This window comes from Gemmatimonadales bacterium, from assembly GCA_041390145.1.
Taxonomy (GTDB): Bacteria; Gemmatimonadota; Gemmatimonadetes; order Gemmatimonadales; family GWC2-71-9; genus SPDF01.
On record JAWKQM010000013.1, the window covers coordinates 70,199 to 87,930 of the forward strand.

The following is a 17,732-nucleotide window of genomic DNA, read 5'->3' on the forward strand; positions in this document are numbered from 1 at the left end:
TCCAATGCGTGGTTCCATCCAACCAAGAGTTCGACCGACGAGGTGACACGATGACCGCTATCGTATTCGATACGCGATTCCAACGCGCCGGCGCACTCCTGGCCGTCGTGTTGGCTGCCGGTTGCAGTTCGTCCGTCACCTCGGAGCGCAACGAGGCGATTGCCATCCCCAGCGGGGCCACGGTGACTCTCCCGGTCTCGGGGGCGCAGCGCACCCCGGAGCTGTACCCCACGGTGTCGAACGACAGCATTCACCACATGATCCAGCGCGCCATCAAGGCTCAACTCGCGGCGAAAGGGTACACCGTCGTCGACAGCGGTCAGCCGGCGACGTTTGTCGCGCGGTACTTCCTTGGCGTGCAGACCTCGTCGCGGTACGCCGCCACCGCGGGCGGGGTCAGCGGTCCGCCAATCCAGGGCATCGGCAATGGGTACGGCCGGACGCAGGACACCCCGCTCTCGGCCCTTCCGTCGCCGGGCCAGATCCACAACGTGACCTTTGAAGCGGCGCTGGTGGACGAGAAGGCGGGGCGGACGGCGTGGCGGGGCGTGCTCGATCGCGAACCGAAGAGCACGGCCCCCGACCAGGCGCGCATCAACCAGGTCGTGGGCGAGGTCATGAAGTCGCTGCCCCAGGTTCCCTGAGCCTGCGTGCCGCAAGACCTCTCGTACGTCCTGCTGCTCTTCGTGCTGTTTGTGGTGCCACGGTTCCTGCAGCGCTATCGCCTGCCAGGGGCCGTGACGGCGCTCGCGCTGGGCGTCGGCGCCACAGCCCTCGGACTCTTCCAGCACGACGAAACCATCGCCCTGATGGCCACCTTCGGCATCGTGGCGCTGTTCCTGTTTGCCGGGCTCGACGTCGACCTCGAGGCGCTCAAGCCGGATGCCCGGGTGCTGACCCAGCACCTCGTGATCTGGGGCGCCACCCTCGCGCTCCTCACCACGGCCGCGTCCTGGGTCTTCTCCCTGGCCATCCGGGAGGCGTCGCTGGTCGCGCTGGCGCTGATCACCCCCTCCACCGGCTTCATTCTCGATTCGCTCGACCTCTTCGGGCTCTCCGACAGCGAGAAACGCTGGACCAAGTCGAAGGCCATCGCCTCCGAGCTGCTCGCGCTCATCGTGATGTTCCTGACGCTGCAGTCCACCTCGCCGGAACAGCTGGGACTCAGCGTCCTCGCCATGCTGGCGCTGATCGTGATGTTGCCGCCGGTCTTTCGGTGGTTCGCCGGCCGGATCGCGCCGTTTGCCCCACGCTCCGAGTTCGCGTTCCTCCTGATGGTGGCGGTCGTCGCCGCCTCCGCCACCCGCCGGCTCGGCGTCTACTACCTGGTGGGGGCCTTCGTCGTCGGCCTGTCGGCGCGCCAGTTTCGCGCCCGCCTTCCCGCCATGTCCTCGGAACGGATGCTCGGGGCGGTCGAGGCGTTCGCGTCATTCTTCGTGCCGTTCTACTTCTTTCACGCCGGCGAGTACGTCAGCCACGATGAGTTGAACTGGGTGGTGCTGGGGCTCGGCGCGGCGTTCCTGGTAATCTTCGCCTTGCTCCGCCTCGGCGAGGTCATCCTGCACCGATGGGTGGCGCTGCGCGAAGCACCGAAGAAGAGCCTCCGCATCGGCGTGGCGCTGCTCCCGACCCTGGTGTTCACGCTCGTGATCGTGGATATCCTGCGGGGCCGCCCGGGGGTGACGCCGACGCTGCTCGGCGCGCTGGTCCTCTACACCACGCTCATCACGCTGCTGCCGGGCCTGATCCTGCGAGTGCCAGCGATCGACTACTCAACGCTGCATCTCGACCCGATCGCTCCGCCGCCGGACAGCGGGTTCGGGGCCTCGGGACCCGAATGGCGTGGCGGGGCCTCCGCGTCGCTCACCGAGTCCAATCCGCCACCACCCCCGCCAGCCCCACCACCGAGTGCGGCCGATCGGACGTAGCTGTGCAGGGAGGCAGGGAGGGAGGGAGGCAGGGAGGCAGGGAGGCAGGGAGGCAGGGAGGCAGGGAGGCAGGGAGGCAGGGAGGCAGGGAGGCAGGGAGGCAGGGAGGCAGGGAGGCAGGGAGGCTGAGTTCAATCCCACCTGTCAATCGCACTCACGGAGCCAACCAACCGGGGCGACCTGGTCATGCGGCACCTCTGGGGGTGTTCCTTTAATTAGGGGTGGGCATATGCCCACCCCGGTCCGTCCGCCCGCGCATGCGATGGCCACCAACGGGTTCGTCCATGCCCACCCCGGTCCGTCCGCCCGCGCATGCCCACCAACGGGTTCGTCCATCCGCCCGTCCGCCCGCGCATGCGATGGCCACCAACGGGTTCGTCCATGCCCACCCCGGTCCGTCCGCCCGCGCATGCGATGGCCACCAGCCGGTTCGTTTCCGCCCACCCTGGACCCCCGCTTTCGCCGGGGTGATGGAAAGCAGCCGGACCCCCGCTTCCGCCGGGGTGACGGGAAGCAAACAGCCCCCCGCTTTCGCCGGGGTGACGACAGTCTATCCGCCCTCTCCCCCGCCCCCCTGCCCTGCGGCCCCGCCCGACTCCGGGGCGCCAGCCAGGATCCTCCCATACAGACTGAGGATGTCGCTGCGCCGGAGGAGTCCGACCAGGCGCCCCGACTCCGGATCCACCACCGGCAGGGCGGAGGCGCCACGCGCCCCCATCCGGCGCGTCGCTTCGAGGAGCGAGTCCTCGGGTTCGAGTGACTCCGTCGGCTGGGCTGCCTCCGCCGCAATCAGGATCTGGTGCAGTTCCCGCGGTTCGTTCGCGATGCGGGCCAGGTCGGACACCGTCAGGACGCCGCTCAACTCGCCGTATTCCGTCACCACCGGAAAGACGTCCTGGGTGCCCGCGCCGAGGTGGGTCAGGAACTGTGTGGCGAGCGCGCGCTCCTGAATGACGATCGGCTTCCGATGGTACGCCTCCGCCACGCGCAGGCTCGCGAGCACGTCGCGGTCGGTGCCGTGCACGATATGCTCCCCCTGCCGCCGCAGCCACCCGCTGTAGAGGGAATCGCGCTCCAGCCGCCGCGCCACGAAGTGGCTCACGACGACCGCGAGCATCAGCGGCAGCATGATGGCCGAGTTGTCGGTCATTTCCCAGACCATCAGGATCCCGGTCATGGGGGCGTCGAGCGCCGCGGCGACGACGGCCCCCATCCCCACGATGGCGTAGGGTTCCACGGTCAGGTTCAGCCCGGGGAAGAGCACGATCAGCCCCGCGCCGAAGGCCCCGCCCGCCGCCGCCCCGACATAGAGGGAGGGAGTGAAGAGGCCGCCGGATCCGCCGGTGTTCAGCGTGATGGAGGTGGCGATGATCTTCATCCCGGCGAGGAGAATCAGGAGGTACCAGGCCAGGTCGCCGAAGCGGTCGAGCGGGATGGCCAGGTGCCCGAACCCGACGAGGAGGCCGCTGGAAAAGAACGCGAGGCCACCGACGGCGGCGCCGCCGGCGAGGGCAAGGAGGACCGGCATCCGCTGCCGAAACTTCTCGGCCCAGTCGTCTACGCTGAAGTAGAAGCGCACAAACGCCACCGACGCGAGGCCGGCCACCAACCCGAGGAGGGGATAGAACAGGATGACTTCGCGGGTCAGGCCGTAGCCCTGCTCGAAGGGCACCGGAAAGACCGGATGGTTGCCGAATACCGAGCGGGTGACCACGGCGGCCACGACGCTGCTGACCACGACCGGCGCAAAGGCGGCGATGCTGAACGACCCGAGGATTTCCTCGAGGGCAAAGAAGGCACCCGCCAGCGGCGCATTGAAGGCCGCGGAGATGCCGGCCGCGGCCCCCGCGCCGACCAGGATGATCGTCCGGTTGCCCGAGAAGCGGAACGAGCGCCCCAGCCGCGAACCGACCGCGGCGCCGAAGACGGCAATCGGGCCCTCGGCACCCGCCGAGCCACCGCTCCCGATTGTGAGGGCGCTCGCGGCTGTCCGCACCATCACCGCCCGGGTGGGGATGACCCCCTGGCGCCGCACCACCGCGAGCTGCACGTCGGGAATGGTCAGCCCCTTCTGCCCCGGCGCGAACCGCCGCATGACCCACCAGGCGGCGACGGCCCCGGCGCCGGTCAGGATCGGCCGATAGGCCAGCTGGCCCAGTTCCGGGAGGTAGGCCTCCGGCCAGCTGAAGAAGACCTCGTGGGCCAGGTCGATCAGCTTGTAGAACCCGATGACGCCGAAGGACGCGGCGAGCCCGATCACGACCGCAAAGCCGAGGAGGATCGAATTCTCGCTCAGCTCGAGGCCGTTGAACCAGTCGACGATGTCGTCCCAAACCCCCTGGGCGACGTTGACCGGTCCGTAGGTGGAGTGACGGGCCTGCGCCGCGAGGCGGCGGAGCTGCCGGCGGAGGGTGCGGAGGATGTCGGCGGGTTTCACTTCAGGGGAATCTTTCCGGTTGCGAATTCGTCTGACAAGGTAGCACTATTCACGACGTTGTCACAGCGACCCGCCGCGCCGGCCATGCCTGCGCCCTGTCCCCGTCTACGATGAGAGTCTTCATGCGGTTCTCCCTCCGCCGGCTTGCCCTGGCCACCATATTCGCACTCACCCCGGCCACCGTCATTGCCCAGTCGATCGGCGCCTACACCCCGCCGGTGCAGTGGCCGGAGCGTCCAACGCGCTTCGACCTCCTCCACCAGCGAATTGCCCTGAGCGTGGACTGGTCGCGGCTGGCCATCAGCGGGACGGTGACAACCACCGTCAAGCTGACCACCGTCACCGACACGGTCCGGCTCGATGCGGACCACCTCACCATCACGGGCGCCACCGACGCAAAGGGACGGAAGCTCCGGTACCAGACCGATTCCACCCATGTGACCGTCAAGCTTCCCCGCCGCATGTCCCCCGGCGACACGGCGGTGTTCACCCTGACCTATACCGGCGTGCCCGAGCGCGGCCTCTACTTCGTGCCGCGCAGCCACGTGGTCTGGACCCAGGGCGAGGCCGTCGAGACCCGGAGCTGGGTCCCGACCTATGACTTCCCCAATGACAAGGCCACCTGGGAATTCCTGGTGACCGCCGACCCCGGCATGTCGGTGCTCTCCAACGGCACCCTGACGGAGGTCACCCCGGCACCGGGCGGTCGCCAGGTCTGGCACTGGGTCCAGGAGCAGCCCGCCTCCACCTATCTCTATTCGGTCGTGATCGGGCCGTTTACTGTGCTCCGCGACCAGTGGCGCGGCCGGCCGGTGGACTACTGGGTCGCACCGGACACCGTTCCCGCCGGCTGGCGTACCTTCGGCGAAACCCCGTCGATGATCGAGATCTACTCCCAGGTCCTCGGCGTGAACTACCCGTGGCCCAAGTACAGCCAGGCCGTCATTCCCGACTTCACCTATGGCGGCATGGAGAACGTATCGGCCACCACCCAGACCGACCTCGTGCTGCACGGGGCGGACGGTGAACCCGAGAGCAGCGGCCGGGGCCTCGCGGCCCACGAGCTGGCGCACCAGTGGTTCGGCGACTACACCACCACCGCCACCTGGTCGCACGCCTGGCTCAACGAGGGGCTGACCACCTACATGGAGTCGGTCCAGAACGAGAAGAGCCGCGGCTGGGCCGCCGGCCAGCAGTCGTGGTACAGCCAGCAGCAGCAGGCGATGGGCGCCGACCTCCGGCAGGAACGCCCCCTGGTCTGGGGCGACACTCTGGCCGACCCGATCCAGCTCTTCTTCAGCGGACACATCTACCCGAAGGGCGCCCAGGTGGCCCACCAGCTGCGCCGCCTCCTCGGCGACTCGCTCTTCTGGGCGGGGATGCAGCGATTCCTGCAGGACAACGCCTACAAGCCGGTGCGCACCGAAAACTTCGCGGTGGCGTTCGAGCAGACCGCCAACCGCGACCTCGACTGGTTCTTCGATCAGTGGGTCTATGGCATCGGGTACCCGAAGGTGCAGGTGACGCGGCACTGGGACGCCGCCGCGAAGCAGCTGCACGTCACGGTCACGGAAACCCAGAAGATCGACTCCACCCATCCTCTCTTCCGTTTCCCGGTCACCATCCGCCTGATCACCCCCGATTCGGTGTTGCGGAAGGAGATCATGGTCACGAAGCAGACCGAGACCTTTACCCTGCCGGTGTCGCAGGAACCGCTGTCGTTCCGGTTCGACGAAGGGGCCTGGCTCCTCGGCACCGTCTCCACCGACCAGACGCCGACTGAGTTGTCGGAAATGGCCAAGCACGACCTGGAATACGGCGCGCGGAACTGGGCGCTCCGGGCGCTGGCGGGCAACACCACCGCCGTGGCCGACAGCGCGCGCCGGTTCATCGTGTTGAACGAGCGGGAACCGCTGCTGCGCGAAATTGCGCTTGCGCAGCTCGCCGAGCGGAAGGACCCGGCCGACATCCCGCTGGTCAAGTCGGCGCTGCGTGACCCGGCCAGCGGTGTGCGCGGTGCCGCCATCGATGCCTGGGCCTCCTACGATTCCATCGCGGTCCGGCCGACCGCACGGGACATGCTGCTGACCGACCCCAACTCGGCGGTGCGCCAGACTGCCATCGGCGTCCTCGACCCGGGCGACCCCCAGATCCGCACCCTGCTCGTGAGCCTGACGGCACCTGGCCAGCCGCTCGGCATTCGCCAGTCCGCCGCCGCCCGGATCCGGAATCAGTCGGATCCGGCGGTGGTGGCCGCGCTCATCGCGCTCACCGATCCCTCCAACCCCAGGAACCTCCGGCAGGCGGGGCTGCGCTATCTCGCAGGACGGAGCGACAAGGGTCCAGCCATCACGACGGCCACCACGTACCTCGACGATCCGGATCCGCTCTTCGCGGTCAGCGCGGTGCAGACGCTGGCGCGGGTGGGCGGCCCGGCCGGCAAGGTCACCCTGACCCAGCGGCTGAAGGTGGAGCAGCGGGTGACGGTGGACGACGCGATCCGGGAGGCGCTGGAAGGGAAGTAGGCGGGGCAGCGGGGCAGAAGATTGTCACCCCGGCGAACGCCGGGGTCCAGGTTCACTCCACGCGCACCTCAATGGCTGTCGCTGCCAGGGTCGTGGTGTCAAAGCCCTGGATATGCTTGAAGTACCAGTCGATGTGCACCTGACCGCGGCGGTTCGCTTCGTCCAGCATGGAGTCCGTCAGGTCGGCGACGTCGTTGCCGTCATCCCAGATGGGGGTCCCGATGGCCCAGTTGGTGCCCGAGGCGATCCACCGGGCATCCGTCTCGGCGGCAAACGCCAGGATCAGGTGGTAGTCGCCTGGGCGGTCCGGCCCCGGAATCGCCACGGTGTGACGGGAGATCGCGTCCACCACCGGCGTGGCAAGAGCGGAGATGGTCACGAAATCCTCACGCTTGTCCCCCCAACTCGGGAAGGCGCCCAGGATGACGGAGGCTGCGGGCCAGTAAGCAGAATAGCGGAGGGTGAGGTCGCCCCGGATCGTGTCGCCCGGGGCGATCGTCAGCACAGGGTTGGCCGACGTCAGTTCCTGACCGTTGAGTTGCGCCCGATCCAGCCACAGGGTGGCGCCTTCGGCCCCGCCAAGGGTCACGGTGATCGGCTTCATCCCGTCGGCGGAAAAGCGGAGCGTACGCTCCCCCATTTCCTCCGATGAGAGCGAGGCACTGCTGAACGTCGCAAGGCCCTCGACTGCCGTGGCCGTGGCCGTTCCCAGGACCGAAGCGGAGTTCCCGACCGCCTCCACCCGCACCTCGACCCGCGCATCCCGGACTCGCCTTCCCGAAGCGTCCTGAATCTCGATGATGGGGACTGGCACGAGTGCGTTCTCGTTCCCCGCAATCGGTGCCTGCAACAGCACCAGCCGGGCGGGTCGTGCCTCGCTCCGGTTCACCACCAGCGCCAGCGCCGTCACCATCAGCAACCCCGCCCCCGCCGCCCCCCACTTCTTCGGACGGGTATCCAGGCCCAGGCGCCGATGCATCGGCCGTACACGCAACACGCGCCGCAGCCGGTCCGCTGTCGCGGCGGTCCCGAGCAGGGCGCGCGCCAGGTCGGCGTCCGCGCGAGGATCGCGACGCCGTCGCGCCTCGGCCAGCCAGCGCAGGAAGAGGGGCGCAAGGGCCTCCTCCGCGCCGCCCTGGACCAGCAATTCCGCGGCGCGCTGATGGTCGAACGGCGACATCGACGGCTCCACCAGGAGCGCGGTGCCGAGCCGCCGGGCCAGCTCCCGTTCGCCGCCGGGGCCCGCGCCACGGAGCACCACCTCCGCCAGTTCGTCGTGCCCCAGCCGCCAGCGATCCTCGATGCCGGCCACGAATCCGCGGAGCTCGAGGGAGCCCAGGAGGGCGGCCACCTCCTCCTCCGAGAGTCCGGCCGCGCCGGCGAGCACCCGCGCCCGCAGCGGGGCGGCCGCCGTGGCCAGCAGGGAGAGCAGCAGGCGGGCCTGCGCCCCCAGTGCATCCACCCGCCGGCCCAGCGCGTCACCGGCCGGCAATTCGACGGCAAGCCGCTCAGGGTCGGGACAGCTCCACCCGCGCTCGTCGAGTACCAGCCATTCGTGGTCGAGCACCAGCTGGAGAGTCTCGAGGATCAGGTGCGGTGAGCCCTTCGACGCCTCGTGCAGACGCTGCACCAGGAGCGAGGGCCACGGCTCGTCCGGCAGTGCGCCGACGCTCATGATGAGCGCCTCGACCTCCGCCGCCGTCAGCGGGGTGAGGGTGAGCACCTCGGCGTCGGCCGCGATCAGTTCCTGCCCCCGCGCCGGTCGGCCCGCCGTCACGATCAGCGCGGCGGAGCCGGTCAGCCGGGCACGGAGCCCCGCCAGGAGCTGCAGCGACTCGCCATCCATCCAGTGCACGTCGTCGATCAGGAGCGCCAGCGGCGACTCTTCGAGGAGCGCGAGCAGCAGGTCGGCCAGGGCGAGGGTACGGCGCCGCAGCGCCTCGGTGCCGGTGCTCGGATCGGGTGCGCCGCCGAAGCCGGTCACCAGCGACGGATCGAGCGCCTGCAGCGTGGCCAGGGCGGCCGGCGTCACGCCCGATGCGCCCGGCAACGCGATCAGCGTGCGGGCCAGTTCCGCGGCGAACGCGTAGGCGATCTGGCGAGAGCCCGGCGGGGCGCGCAGGTAGAGGATGCGTCCTCCCATGGCGCGCAACCGGCGCTCGGCATCGCGAAGGAGCCGGGTCTTCCCGAGCCCTGCCGGGGCGGAAAGGTGGAGATGGCGACCCTCGCCGGCGCGGGAGCGTTCCCACGCCTGGGTGATCCGCCGGAACTCCCCTTCCCGCCCGATCAGCTCGGTGGAAAGCAAGGTCGAGGCGAAGGGCGTGGCCGGCGGAGGCATCGCCCGGACGCGTGCGAGGAACGGGACGGTCTGCGGCTCCGGCTCGCGTCGTTCCTCGGAGAGGAGCGCCTCGAGGGCATCGGCCTCGATACCGGCCCCGATCGAATCCCCCGACAGGAGGAGGGTGTCGAGCAGGAAACGCCACGCCGCCTCATTCGCAGGATCGGCATCCCGGTGCTGCCGGGCGATTGCCACCGCTTCCCGGACCGCCCCACGGTCGAGCCGCTCCCGCGCCACGGCATCCAGCGCGCGCATCCACCCTGCACGCAGGCGATCCCGGGCCTTGTCGGCCCAATGCTCGAAGCCTGCCCCGCCCGGAACGCCGAACTCGCTGAGGAAGTCTCCCTCATAGAGTCGAACGGCTTCCTCGAACTGTGCGTTGCGGAGCGCGGTACCGACCTCGTCATGATCGGATGGGATCGGGAGGTTGAGCGTCAACTGCTCGCCGTCGGCAATGAGCGAAGATTCTCCGAGCTTGCGGCGGATTTGCCAGACCGCCTGCCGGAGCGACTGGCGGGCCCGTTCGAGGTCGGAATCGGCCCAGAGGAGGTCGGTGAGGTGGACACGGCTTGCGGTGTGGCCCGGCGCCATCGACAGGTAGACGATGATGGCCAGCGGCTTCCCCGCACCGAACAGGAGTGTCTCCCCCTCGGCCGTCACCTGCACCAGGCGGGGGACGGGGCCGAGCGTCTTGAGGCGGAGGCCGGTGGCCAGGGGTTCTGTTGTCATGGGGTCAGCGTAAAGAATAGCAATCTGGCCCGATTCCGGGAGGGTCAACCCCAATCTCGGCAACGTGTTGAGTGTGTTTCACCGGAAATGACGGGAGATTGACGGCCTGGTGATAGCCTACCAGAATGCGAATGGACTCAGGACCCCATGCCAAGCGCCAGGTGACGCCACCCAAAGCCTGCCCGCAGTGCGGCGCGAGCATGGACGGGGAGGTGACGACAGCGGGAGCCGCACTGCCTTGTCCAGTGTGCATCGCCGCTGCCGCCAGGGCGACGCAGGCGGAACAGACCCGCATCGAGGCCTTCGCCGATTCGGTCGTCGTCACCACCTCGCCTGGCGTGAACCGCTACCGAATTGAACGCCAGGTCGGCCATGAACGGATCAGTTTCATCACCGAGGGCGGGCTGATCTCGGAATTCACCGCAGAGTTCTACGGCCTGCTCGGGCAGCGGGCGGCGGACGCCCACGGCCAGCTCCGCTCCAAGCAACACCCCGCCATCCGCGCGCTGATGCTGCGCGCGGCCCGCCAGGGCGCCAACGCCGTCATCAACGTGGAACTCACCTACGAGGGGCATACCGGCGAGCGCGCGCGATATGTCCTGAGCGGCACGCTGGTCCTGCTGGTGCCGAACCCTTAACAACCTCTCTCCGCCACCGTCTCCCCTGGGTACATCAACCAGGGGAGCATCCCATGCGCCACCTCATACCGACCGCCTCGGCGGTCGTTCTCGTCCTCACCGCGGCCGCCGGTCCCGCCACCGCGCAGGGCTCAGCCCAGCACGACATGGCGATGATGGAAGCCACCGACGTCGCCGGCAAGCATCTCACCGTCACCCCCCACTGGCCAGTGCAGCCGGGCGACTCGGCGCGTGCCGACAGCATCGTGGAGGTCAACGAAGCAGCGCTGGCAAAATACGGGGATGTTGCGGTGGCTGAAGCCGACGGATTCAAGATGTTTGCACCGAAGGTCAAGAAGCAGAAGGTCTATCACTACACCCGGCGCATGAACGCGATCAAGGCGCGCTGGACCTTCGATGCCACGGCGCCGACGTCGCTGCTCTACGCACCCCAGCCGGATGGCACCGTGCGGCTCATCGGGGCGATGTACACGACGCCGCCAAACTTCACGCTCGCACAACTCGACGCGCGCATCCCCCTGAGTATCGCGCAGTGGCACCAGCACACCAGCATCTGCCTGCCACCGGGTGCCGACGTCGAGGCGGGGCTCACCACCCGCGACCCCCGGTTTGGCCCCAGGGGCAGCATCTCGACCGAGGAGGCGTGCCGGGCCGCCGGCGGCACCTTCAAGACGCGGATGGCGGGGTGGATGGTCCACGTGAACATGTTCGAGGCGCCCGATCAGGTCTGGGAGCACAAGCACTAGGAAAGGCGGCGGGGCCGAATGCGGGTCCACCTCCCCCCTGCTCCCCTCCCTGCTCCCCTTCTCCACGTTCCGCCTGACCCCCCATCCCCCCTCACCCTATCATGGAGAGGGGGAAGGGGGGAAAGTGAAACCGGTGATGGCATTCTCTGCCTCGACGGATACCTTACGGAGGTCGTTCCAACCCCCTGCAGATACGTGGCACCTCGGAGGCAGGACTGTGAGAAAGCATCGGACCCCGTGGCTCGCCGCGGCACTCATTGGCATGCTGGCCGTTCCTGCGTCGGCACAGGCGCCGTCCGCCGGCTACCAGAACGCCGCCGCCATGCAGCGCACCATCGACCAGCTGGCTGGCGCCCACCGGAACGTGGTGCAGGTGTCCGAAGTGGCGCGCTCCCCCGGCAACCGGCCGGTGACGGCCATCCGCCTCGGCGCGGGCAAGGATCCCGACGGCCGGCCCGCGCTGCTGGTGCTGGCCAACGCCTTCGGACCCCACGTGGTGGGGAGCGAAATGGCCATGCGGATCGCCACCCGGCTGGCCGATGGGTACGGCAAGGATGCGGCGGTCACCGCCCTCCTCGACGCCCGCACCATCTACATCATCCCCCGGATCAATCCCGACGCCGCCGAGGGGTTCTTTCGGAGCCCGCTCTACGAGCGGATTCGAAACGACGGCTCCGCCGACGACGACCACGACTGGGAAGTTGACGAGGACGGCCCGGAAGACCTCAACGGCGACGGGCTGATCACCATGATGCGGGTGCGCGATCCGGCGGGAGAGTGGATCGCCGATTCCGCCACCCCGGCGCTTCTCCGGAAGGCGGACCGGACCAAGGGCGAGGTCGGCGTCTACCGCCTCTACACCGAAGGGCGCGACAACGACCACGACCAGGCCTGGAACGAGGATCCCACCGGCAGCACCGCCGTCAGCGCCAACTTCACCTATCAATACGACTTCTTCGGAGATGCCACCGGGCTCTACCCGATGTCCGCACCGGAAACGAAGGGCGTCGCCGACTTCTTCATTGCCCATCCCAACATCGCCGCCGTCTATGTCCTCGGTCCGCAGGACAATCTCCTCACCCCCTGGAAGCACAAGAGCGGACGGGGACTCGGGGGGAAGCCGGAGGGAACCACCGCTGGCGGACCGTACACCAGCATCCTGGAAGCCGACCAGCCCTATTTCGAGGAAGTATCCGCGCGTTTCCAGAAGGCCACCGGACTGAAGACCGGCCCCGCCTCCGCCTCCCTCTCCGGCGACCCGCTCTCCTGGGCCTACTACGACATGGGCCGCTGGGCCTTCGGATCACGCGTCTGGTGGATTCCCGACACGCCGGTGAAGGACTCCACCGCCACCGACGACTCCGCTCCCAGGAAGGAGTCCAAGGCGGGCGACGGGAAGAAGCCGGCCCCCGCGGGCGACTCGCTCAAGGCAGAAACGAACGCCTATCGCTGGATCGCGGCGAACGGCGGCACCGGCTTTGTCGACTGGAAGCCGTATACACATCCTGACTTTCCGGGGCGCGAAGTGGAGATCGGCGGTTTTGCGCCGTTCGTCGGCATCAACCCGCCCGCGGCAATGCTCGACTCGCTCGCGGGTGGCCAGCTGGCCTTCGTGACAGCGCTGGCCGGGGCGCTGCCGAAGATCACCCTGCGCAACGCGAGGGTCACCGCCGTCGGCACCCGGACCTATCGCATCGAGGTCGAGGTCGGCAACGAGGGGTACTTCCCCACCCTCTCGGCCATCGGCGTGAAGGCCTTCTGGCCGAGGCGCATCCGGCTGGAGCTGGCCAAGGGATCGGCGGACATTGTCGGTGGCCGGGCCATCCAGCTGGTCGGGCCGATCCCCGGCAGCGGGGCGTCCGAGACATTCCGCTGGGTGGTGGTCGGGGATCCGGGAGCGACAGTGACAATCACCGCGACGAGTCCAGTCGCAGGCACGGCGTCCGAAACGCTGAAGCTGCGCTGAGGCGATGACCATGACGACTATCCAGAGACGGTTCGTGCGCGCGGCCACGCTGGCCCTCGGCGCCTGCTTCATCCTCAGCGGCGCGGCCTCGGCCCAGAGCGCCCTCGCCGCCATGGGCTCGCCGCCCAATCCGAAGGTGCCGGTCTCGTGGGACCGGTACTACGACCACGCCGCCATCGGAGACATCGGCCGGCGGCTGCAGAAGGCCTACCCCGACCGCTGCCACCTCGGCTCCATCGGCACCTCGCACGAGGGCCGCGAGATGTGGCTGCTGACCGTCACCAACTTCAAGGTCGGCAACGTCGACGACAAGCCGGGGATGTACATCGACGGCAACATCCACGCGAACGAGGTGCAGGGCACCGAGATCTCGCTCTACACCGCGTGGTATCTCTGCGAAATGGCCGACCGGGTGCCGTGGGTCGATTCCCTCCTCGACGCGCGGGTGTTCTACATCGTGCCGACCATCAACCCCGATGGTCGCGAGGACTTCCTCAAGAAGCCGAACAGCCCCAATTCCCCGCGCTCCGGCGTGGTGCCACGGGACAGCGACGGCGACGGCCTGGTCGACGAGGACGCCTACGACGACCTCGACGGCGACGGCAACATCACCCAGATGCGCCGCCGCAACCCGAACGGACGCTGGGTCACCTCGCCGGTGGACCCGCGCATCATGATTCGCGCCGAGCCCGACCAGCCCGGTGAGTACGACCTGCTGGGTTCTGAAGGGTACGACAACGACGGGGACGGCCTGGTCAACGAGGACGGTGTCGCCTTTTCCTACGACCCGAACCGCAACTGGCCCTGGAACTGGCAGCCGCGCTACGTGCAGAACGGCGCCGACTACTACCCCGGCTCCCTTCCCGAGACGCGGGCCGTGATGCAGTTCATCATCGACCACCCGAACATTGCGGGGGTACAGACCTACCACAATTCCGGCGGGTGGATTCTCCGTGGCCCCGGCGTGCAGTCCGATGAATACCAGCCGCAGGACATCCGGGTGTACGACGCCATCGCCAAGGTGGGGGAAACGATCCTGCCGGGCTACAAATACGTCGTCATCTGGAGCGGGCTCTATACCACGTGGGGGAATGAACTCGACTGGACCTACGCGGGCCGCGGCATCATCAGCTACAGCAACGAGCTCTGGACCCCGTTCAAGTACTTCGAGAAGACGCCCGAACGGGACAAATACGACCGGCCGGAGTACCAGTTCGACCGGCTGCTGTTGATGCAGGAGGCGGTGGTGCCGTGGACGCCGGTCAACCATCCGCAGTACGGGATGATCGAGGTGGGCGGGGTCAAGAAGCAGTACACCCGCGCCATTCCGGGCTTCCTGCTGCCCGCCGAGGCGCACCGGAACATGGCGTTCACGGTGTACCAGGCGAGCCAGATGCCGCTGGTGACCGTGGATTCGATCACCACCAGGTCGCTCGGCGGCGGGTTGACGGAGGTCACGGCCATCGTGGCCAACAAGCGGCTCGCGCCCACCCACATGCAGCAGGATATTGCGCAGCACATCACGCGCCCCGACTGGGTGACGATCGATGGCGGTGACGTCGTTGCCGGCTTCGTGGTCGAGGACCCGTTGTCGGGGCTGGCACGGGAGCAGGAGCGCAATCCGCGGCGGATCGAAGTCGACAACATCCCTGGGATGGGAACAGCCACCGTCCGCTGGGTCGTACGCGGGAATGGGCCCTTTACGGTGACCGTGGATTCGGAAAAGGGCGGGATCGGGAAGCGGGGAAGCAGAGGTTCATGAATCGTCACCCCGGCGAAGGCCGGCGTCCAGTCGCACCTCACCCCCTGACCCCTCTCCATCATATGGAGAGGGGGAACGAACCTTCACGCGAGGAGCACCGATGTCTGAACCGCACACGGGGAACGCCCCCAAGCTCAGCTGGCACTTCTGGGTGGTAAGCGTCGGAGGCTTGCTGTGGAGCGCCATTGGCGCCTTTGACTACGTCATGTCGCAGACCCGCAACGCCAACTATATGGCGAATTTCACCCCGACCCAGCTGGAATTCTTCTACAGCCTTCCCGCCTGGGTGGTGGCCTGCTGGGCCATCGGGGTGTGGGGCGGCGTGGTCGGCTGCCTGCTCCTGCTCCTCCGCAAGGGCGCGGCGGTCCCGGTGCTCCTCGCATCACTCATCGGTGCCATCCTGACTTTCATCCACAATTTCCTGCTCTCCGAAGGTGTCGAGGCGATGGGCGGCGGCGCCTCGGCCGTCATCTTCCCGATCATCATCGTGGTGATTTCGCTGGGCTTGTGGTGGTACGCCCGGGCGATGAAGTTGAAGGGCGTCATCGCCTAACCCCTCACCACCTCCCCCCTCTCCACCCTGTGGAGAGGGGGAACTCTATGGAACCCATGCGCTTCGCACTCCTGCTGCTCACGGTCCTCGCCGCCCCTGCCGCTGCACAGGCCGGCGACTCGCTCCTCCTCGAGTCGCCAGGTGCCCGGCTCGTGGTCCACGCTGCCGACCTGGCTCCCCTGCCCCACGACACCATGCGGGTGCGGTTCCATGACCAGCCGGCCCAGCTCTACTCCGGCGTCCCCCTGCCCGCGCTGCTCCAACTGGTGGGAGTCCGTTCTGATTCGCTACGGAGTCGAGCCCTGACCCTCCGCATCGTCATCGAGGCATCGGACGGCTACCGCGTGGTGCTGGCCCTCTCCGACCTCGACCCGACCCTCGGCGGCCGGCGGGTGCTCCTCGCGGACCAGGTCGACGGTCAGCCCCTCCCTGCCAAGGAGGCCCCGTATCGGCTCCTGATTGCCGGTGACCAGCGCCCCTCGCGGTGGATGCGGCAGGTGGTGGCGATTTCGGTGCGCGCGGAGCCATCAACAGAGTGAATACACGATGGGCTTGTGGGACGATGGCGATGCACGAAGGCGACGTGACCGCGCTTCGGCCCGGCACATACTGAACACGAAACGAGCACGGCCATGGCGATCGAAGAGGCGGCGTACACGGTGGTGCAGCGGGATGGCGCATTCGAGCTGCGCGACTATGCCCCCCAGGTCGTCGCGGAGACCATCGTGGCGGGCGACCTCGAGGGCGCCGGGACCAAGGCCTTCAGACCGCTCTTTCGATACATCTCCGGCCAGAATCGACCGGGAGTCAAGCTGGCGATGACGGCACCGGTCTCCCAGGAGCCGGCGCGGCAGAAGATCCCGATGACGGCCCCCGTCGGGCAGGAGCCCGTCCCGGGCGGGTGGGCCGTCAGCTTCATGATGCCGACGGCGTTCACCCTGGAGACCCTCCCGGAGCCGGCCGATCCGGCCGTCAGGTTGCGGCAGGTGCCGGCGCGCCGTGTCGCGGCCGTGCGGTACACCGGCGTGTGGAGCGAAAAGAGCTACCGGCGGCACAAGGCCAGCCTCGAATCGTGGATTCGTGAGAACGGATGGACGGTGGCGGGCGCCGCCGTCTGGGCGCGCTACAACGCCCCCTTCACCCCCTGGTTTCTGCGACGCAACGAGATATTGATCCCGGTCTCCTGACCCGGGCGTAGCTTTGGGTTCAGTTCCCTCACCCCCGCCCCTCTCCCTCCGGGGACGGGGGCTCGTCGTCACCCCGGCGGAACCCGGGGTCCAATCTCCTTTGCCGAGGACACCACCATGCGATACGTCGATGCCTATGTGATCCCCATTCCGAAGCGGAAGCTGAAGGCGTACGAGGCGATGGCGCGCCTGGGGAAGAAGACCTGGATGAAGCACGGCGCACTCTCCTACTATGAGTGCGTTGGAGATGACCTGAAGTCGTCGTGGGGGCAGGGCTTTCCCAAGATGGCCAAGCTGAAGCGCGGGGAGACCGTCATCGCCGCGTTCGTGGTGTTCAAGTCGCGGGCCCATCGCGACCGGGTCAACGCCAAGGTGATGAAGGAGTTCGCCGAGGCCGACACGCCGATGGAGATGCCGTTCGACATCAAGCGAATGGCGAACGGCGGGTTCGAGGTGCTGGTCGGGAGCTGATCCATGGCCCTCGGCGCAACGATCTACAACTTCGATATCGAACTCGCCGATATGGACCGGGGGGTGTACGAGTCGCTGGCACTCCGGGTGGCGTGCCATCCGTCGGAGACCCCCGAGTACCTGCTGACGCGGGTGCTGGCCTATTGCCTGGAGTACGCCGAGGGGATCCGCTTCGGGAAGGGGTTATCGGAGCCCGACGAGCCGGCACTGACGGTGCGCGAACTGACCGGGGCGCTGGTCACCTGGGTCGAGGTCGGCGCCCCCGACGCGCGGCGGCTGCACAAGGCCAGCCGGGAGGCGCCCCGTGTGGCCGTCTACACCCACAAGGACCCCGCCCTGCTGGTGCGGCAGCTCGCCGGGGAGCGGATCCACCGCGCCGAGCAGATCGAACTGCACGCGGTAGACCAGGCGTTCCTGGCGGAGCTGGCAGCGCGCCTGGACCGCCGGATGAC

At 68.2% G+C, this 17,732-nt stretch carries 14 protein-coding genes; 12 read left to right on the forward strand and 2 right to left on the reverse strand.

All coding sequences use genetic code 11. The features are described from left to right. Nucleotides 1–50: 50 nt before the first annotated feature. Both R2910_11945 and R2910_11950 read left to right on the forward strand, forming a co-directional pair. The gene (locus R2910_11945; protein ID MEZ4413689.1) at nt 51–644 is read left to right on the forward strand and encodes a DUF4136 domain-containing protein; all 594 of its coding nucleotides are present in this window, start codon (nt 51–53) and stop codon (nt 642–644) included. 6 nt (nt 645–650) lie between these two features. Continuing rightward, nucleotides 651–1,928 carry a cation:proton antiporter gene (locus tag R2910_11950; GenBank protein ID MEZ4413690.1) on the forward strand — a complete coding sequence of 426 codons (1,278 nt, stop codon included), beginning with the start codon at nt 651–653 and terminating at the stop codon, nt 1,926–1,928. A gap of 550 nt (nt 1,929–2,478) precedes the next feature. Here R2910_11950 and R2910_11955 read toward each other — a convergent pair. Further along, nucleotides 2,479–4,365 (reverse strand): chloride channel protein, encoded by a 1,887-nt coding sequence (locus tag R2910_11955; protein ID MEZ4413691.1) that lies wholly within the window; start codon nt 4,363–4,365, stop codon nt 2,479–2,481. Between the two features lie 122 nt (nt 4,366–4,487). Between R2910_11955 and R2910_11960 the strand changes: the two genes are divergently transcribed. Next, nucleotides 4,488–6,890, forward strand: coding sequence for a M1 family aminopeptidase (locus R2910_11960; protein ID MEZ4413692.1), 2,403 nt, complete (start codon nt 4,488–4,490; stop codon nt 6,888–6,890). A 52-nt stretch (nt 6,891–6,942) separates the two neighbouring features. On the opposite strand, the gene R2910_11965 is transcribed toward R2910_11960, so the two are convergent. Then, nucleotides 6,943–9,957: an AAA family ATPase gene (locus tag R2910_11965; GenBank protein MEZ4413693.1), complete on the reverse strand. Its 3,015-nt coding sequence runs from the start codon at nt 9,955–9,957 to the stop codon at nt 6,943–6,945. A 131-nt stretch (nt 9,958–10,088) separates the two neighbouring features. Here R2910_11965 and R2910_11970 point away from each other — a divergent pair, with 131 nt between their 5' ends. The 9 genes from R2910_11970 to R2910_12010 all read left to right on the forward strand — a co-directional run. Further along, nucleotides 10,089–10,595, forward strand: a complete 507-nt coding sequence (locus tag R2910_11970) for a heavy metal-binding domain-containing protein (GenBank protein ID MEZ4413694.1) — start codon at nt 10,089–10,091, stop codon at nt 10,593–10,595. 53 nt (nt 10,596–10,648) lie between these two features. Then, the gene (locus R2910_11975; protein MEZ4413695.1) at nt 10,649–11,341 is read left to right on the forward strand and encodes a hypothetical protein; all 693 of its coding nucleotides are present in this window, start codon (nt 10,649–10,651) and stop codon (nt 11,339–11,341) included. 217 nt (nt 11,342–11,558) lie between these two features. After that, nucleotides 11,559–13,307, forward strand: coding sequence for a M14 family metallopeptidase (locus tag R2910_11980; GenBank protein MEZ4413696.1), 1,749 nt, complete (start codon nt 11,559–11,561; stop codon nt 13,305–13,307). A gap of 10 nt (nt 13,308–13,317) precedes the next feature. Continuing rightward, a complete protein-coding gene (locus R2910_11985; GenBank protein ID MEZ4413697.1) occupies nt 13,318–15,069 on the forward strand; it encodes a M14 family metallopeptidase in 1,752 nt (583 codons plus the stop codon). A gap of 100 nt (nt 15,070–15,169) precedes the next feature. Next, a complete protein-coding gene (locus tag R2910_11990) occupies nt 15,170–15,622 on the forward strand; it encodes a hypothetical protein (GenBank protein MEZ4413698.1) in 453 nt (150 codons plus the stop codon). Nucleotides 15,623–15,678: 56 nt separating this feature from the next. Then, entirely contained in the window at nt 15,679–16,161 is a 483-nt protein-coding gene (locus R2910_11995) for a hypothetical protein (GenBank protein ID MEZ4413699.1), read from the forward strand. A 93-nt stretch (nt 16,162–16,254) separates the two neighbouring features. Then, nucleotides 16,255–16,809, forward strand: coding sequence for a heme-binding protein (locus R2910_12000; GenBank protein MEZ4413700.1), 555 nt, complete (start codon nt 16,255–16,257; stop codon nt 16,807–16,809). Nucleotides 16,810–16,926: 117 nt separating this feature from the next. Beyond that, the gene (locus R2910_12005) at nt 16,927–17,280 is read left to right on the forward strand and encodes a DUF1428 domain-containing protein (protein ID MEZ4413701.1); all 354 of its coding nucleotides are present in this window, start codon (nt 16,927–16,929) and stop codon (nt 17,278–17,280) included. A 3-nt stretch (nt 17,281–17,283) separates the two neighbouring features. Next, on the forward strand, nt 17,284–17,732 hold a 449-nt coding region (locus R2910_12010), incomplete at its 3' end, for a YaeQ family protein (GenBank protein MEZ4413702.1).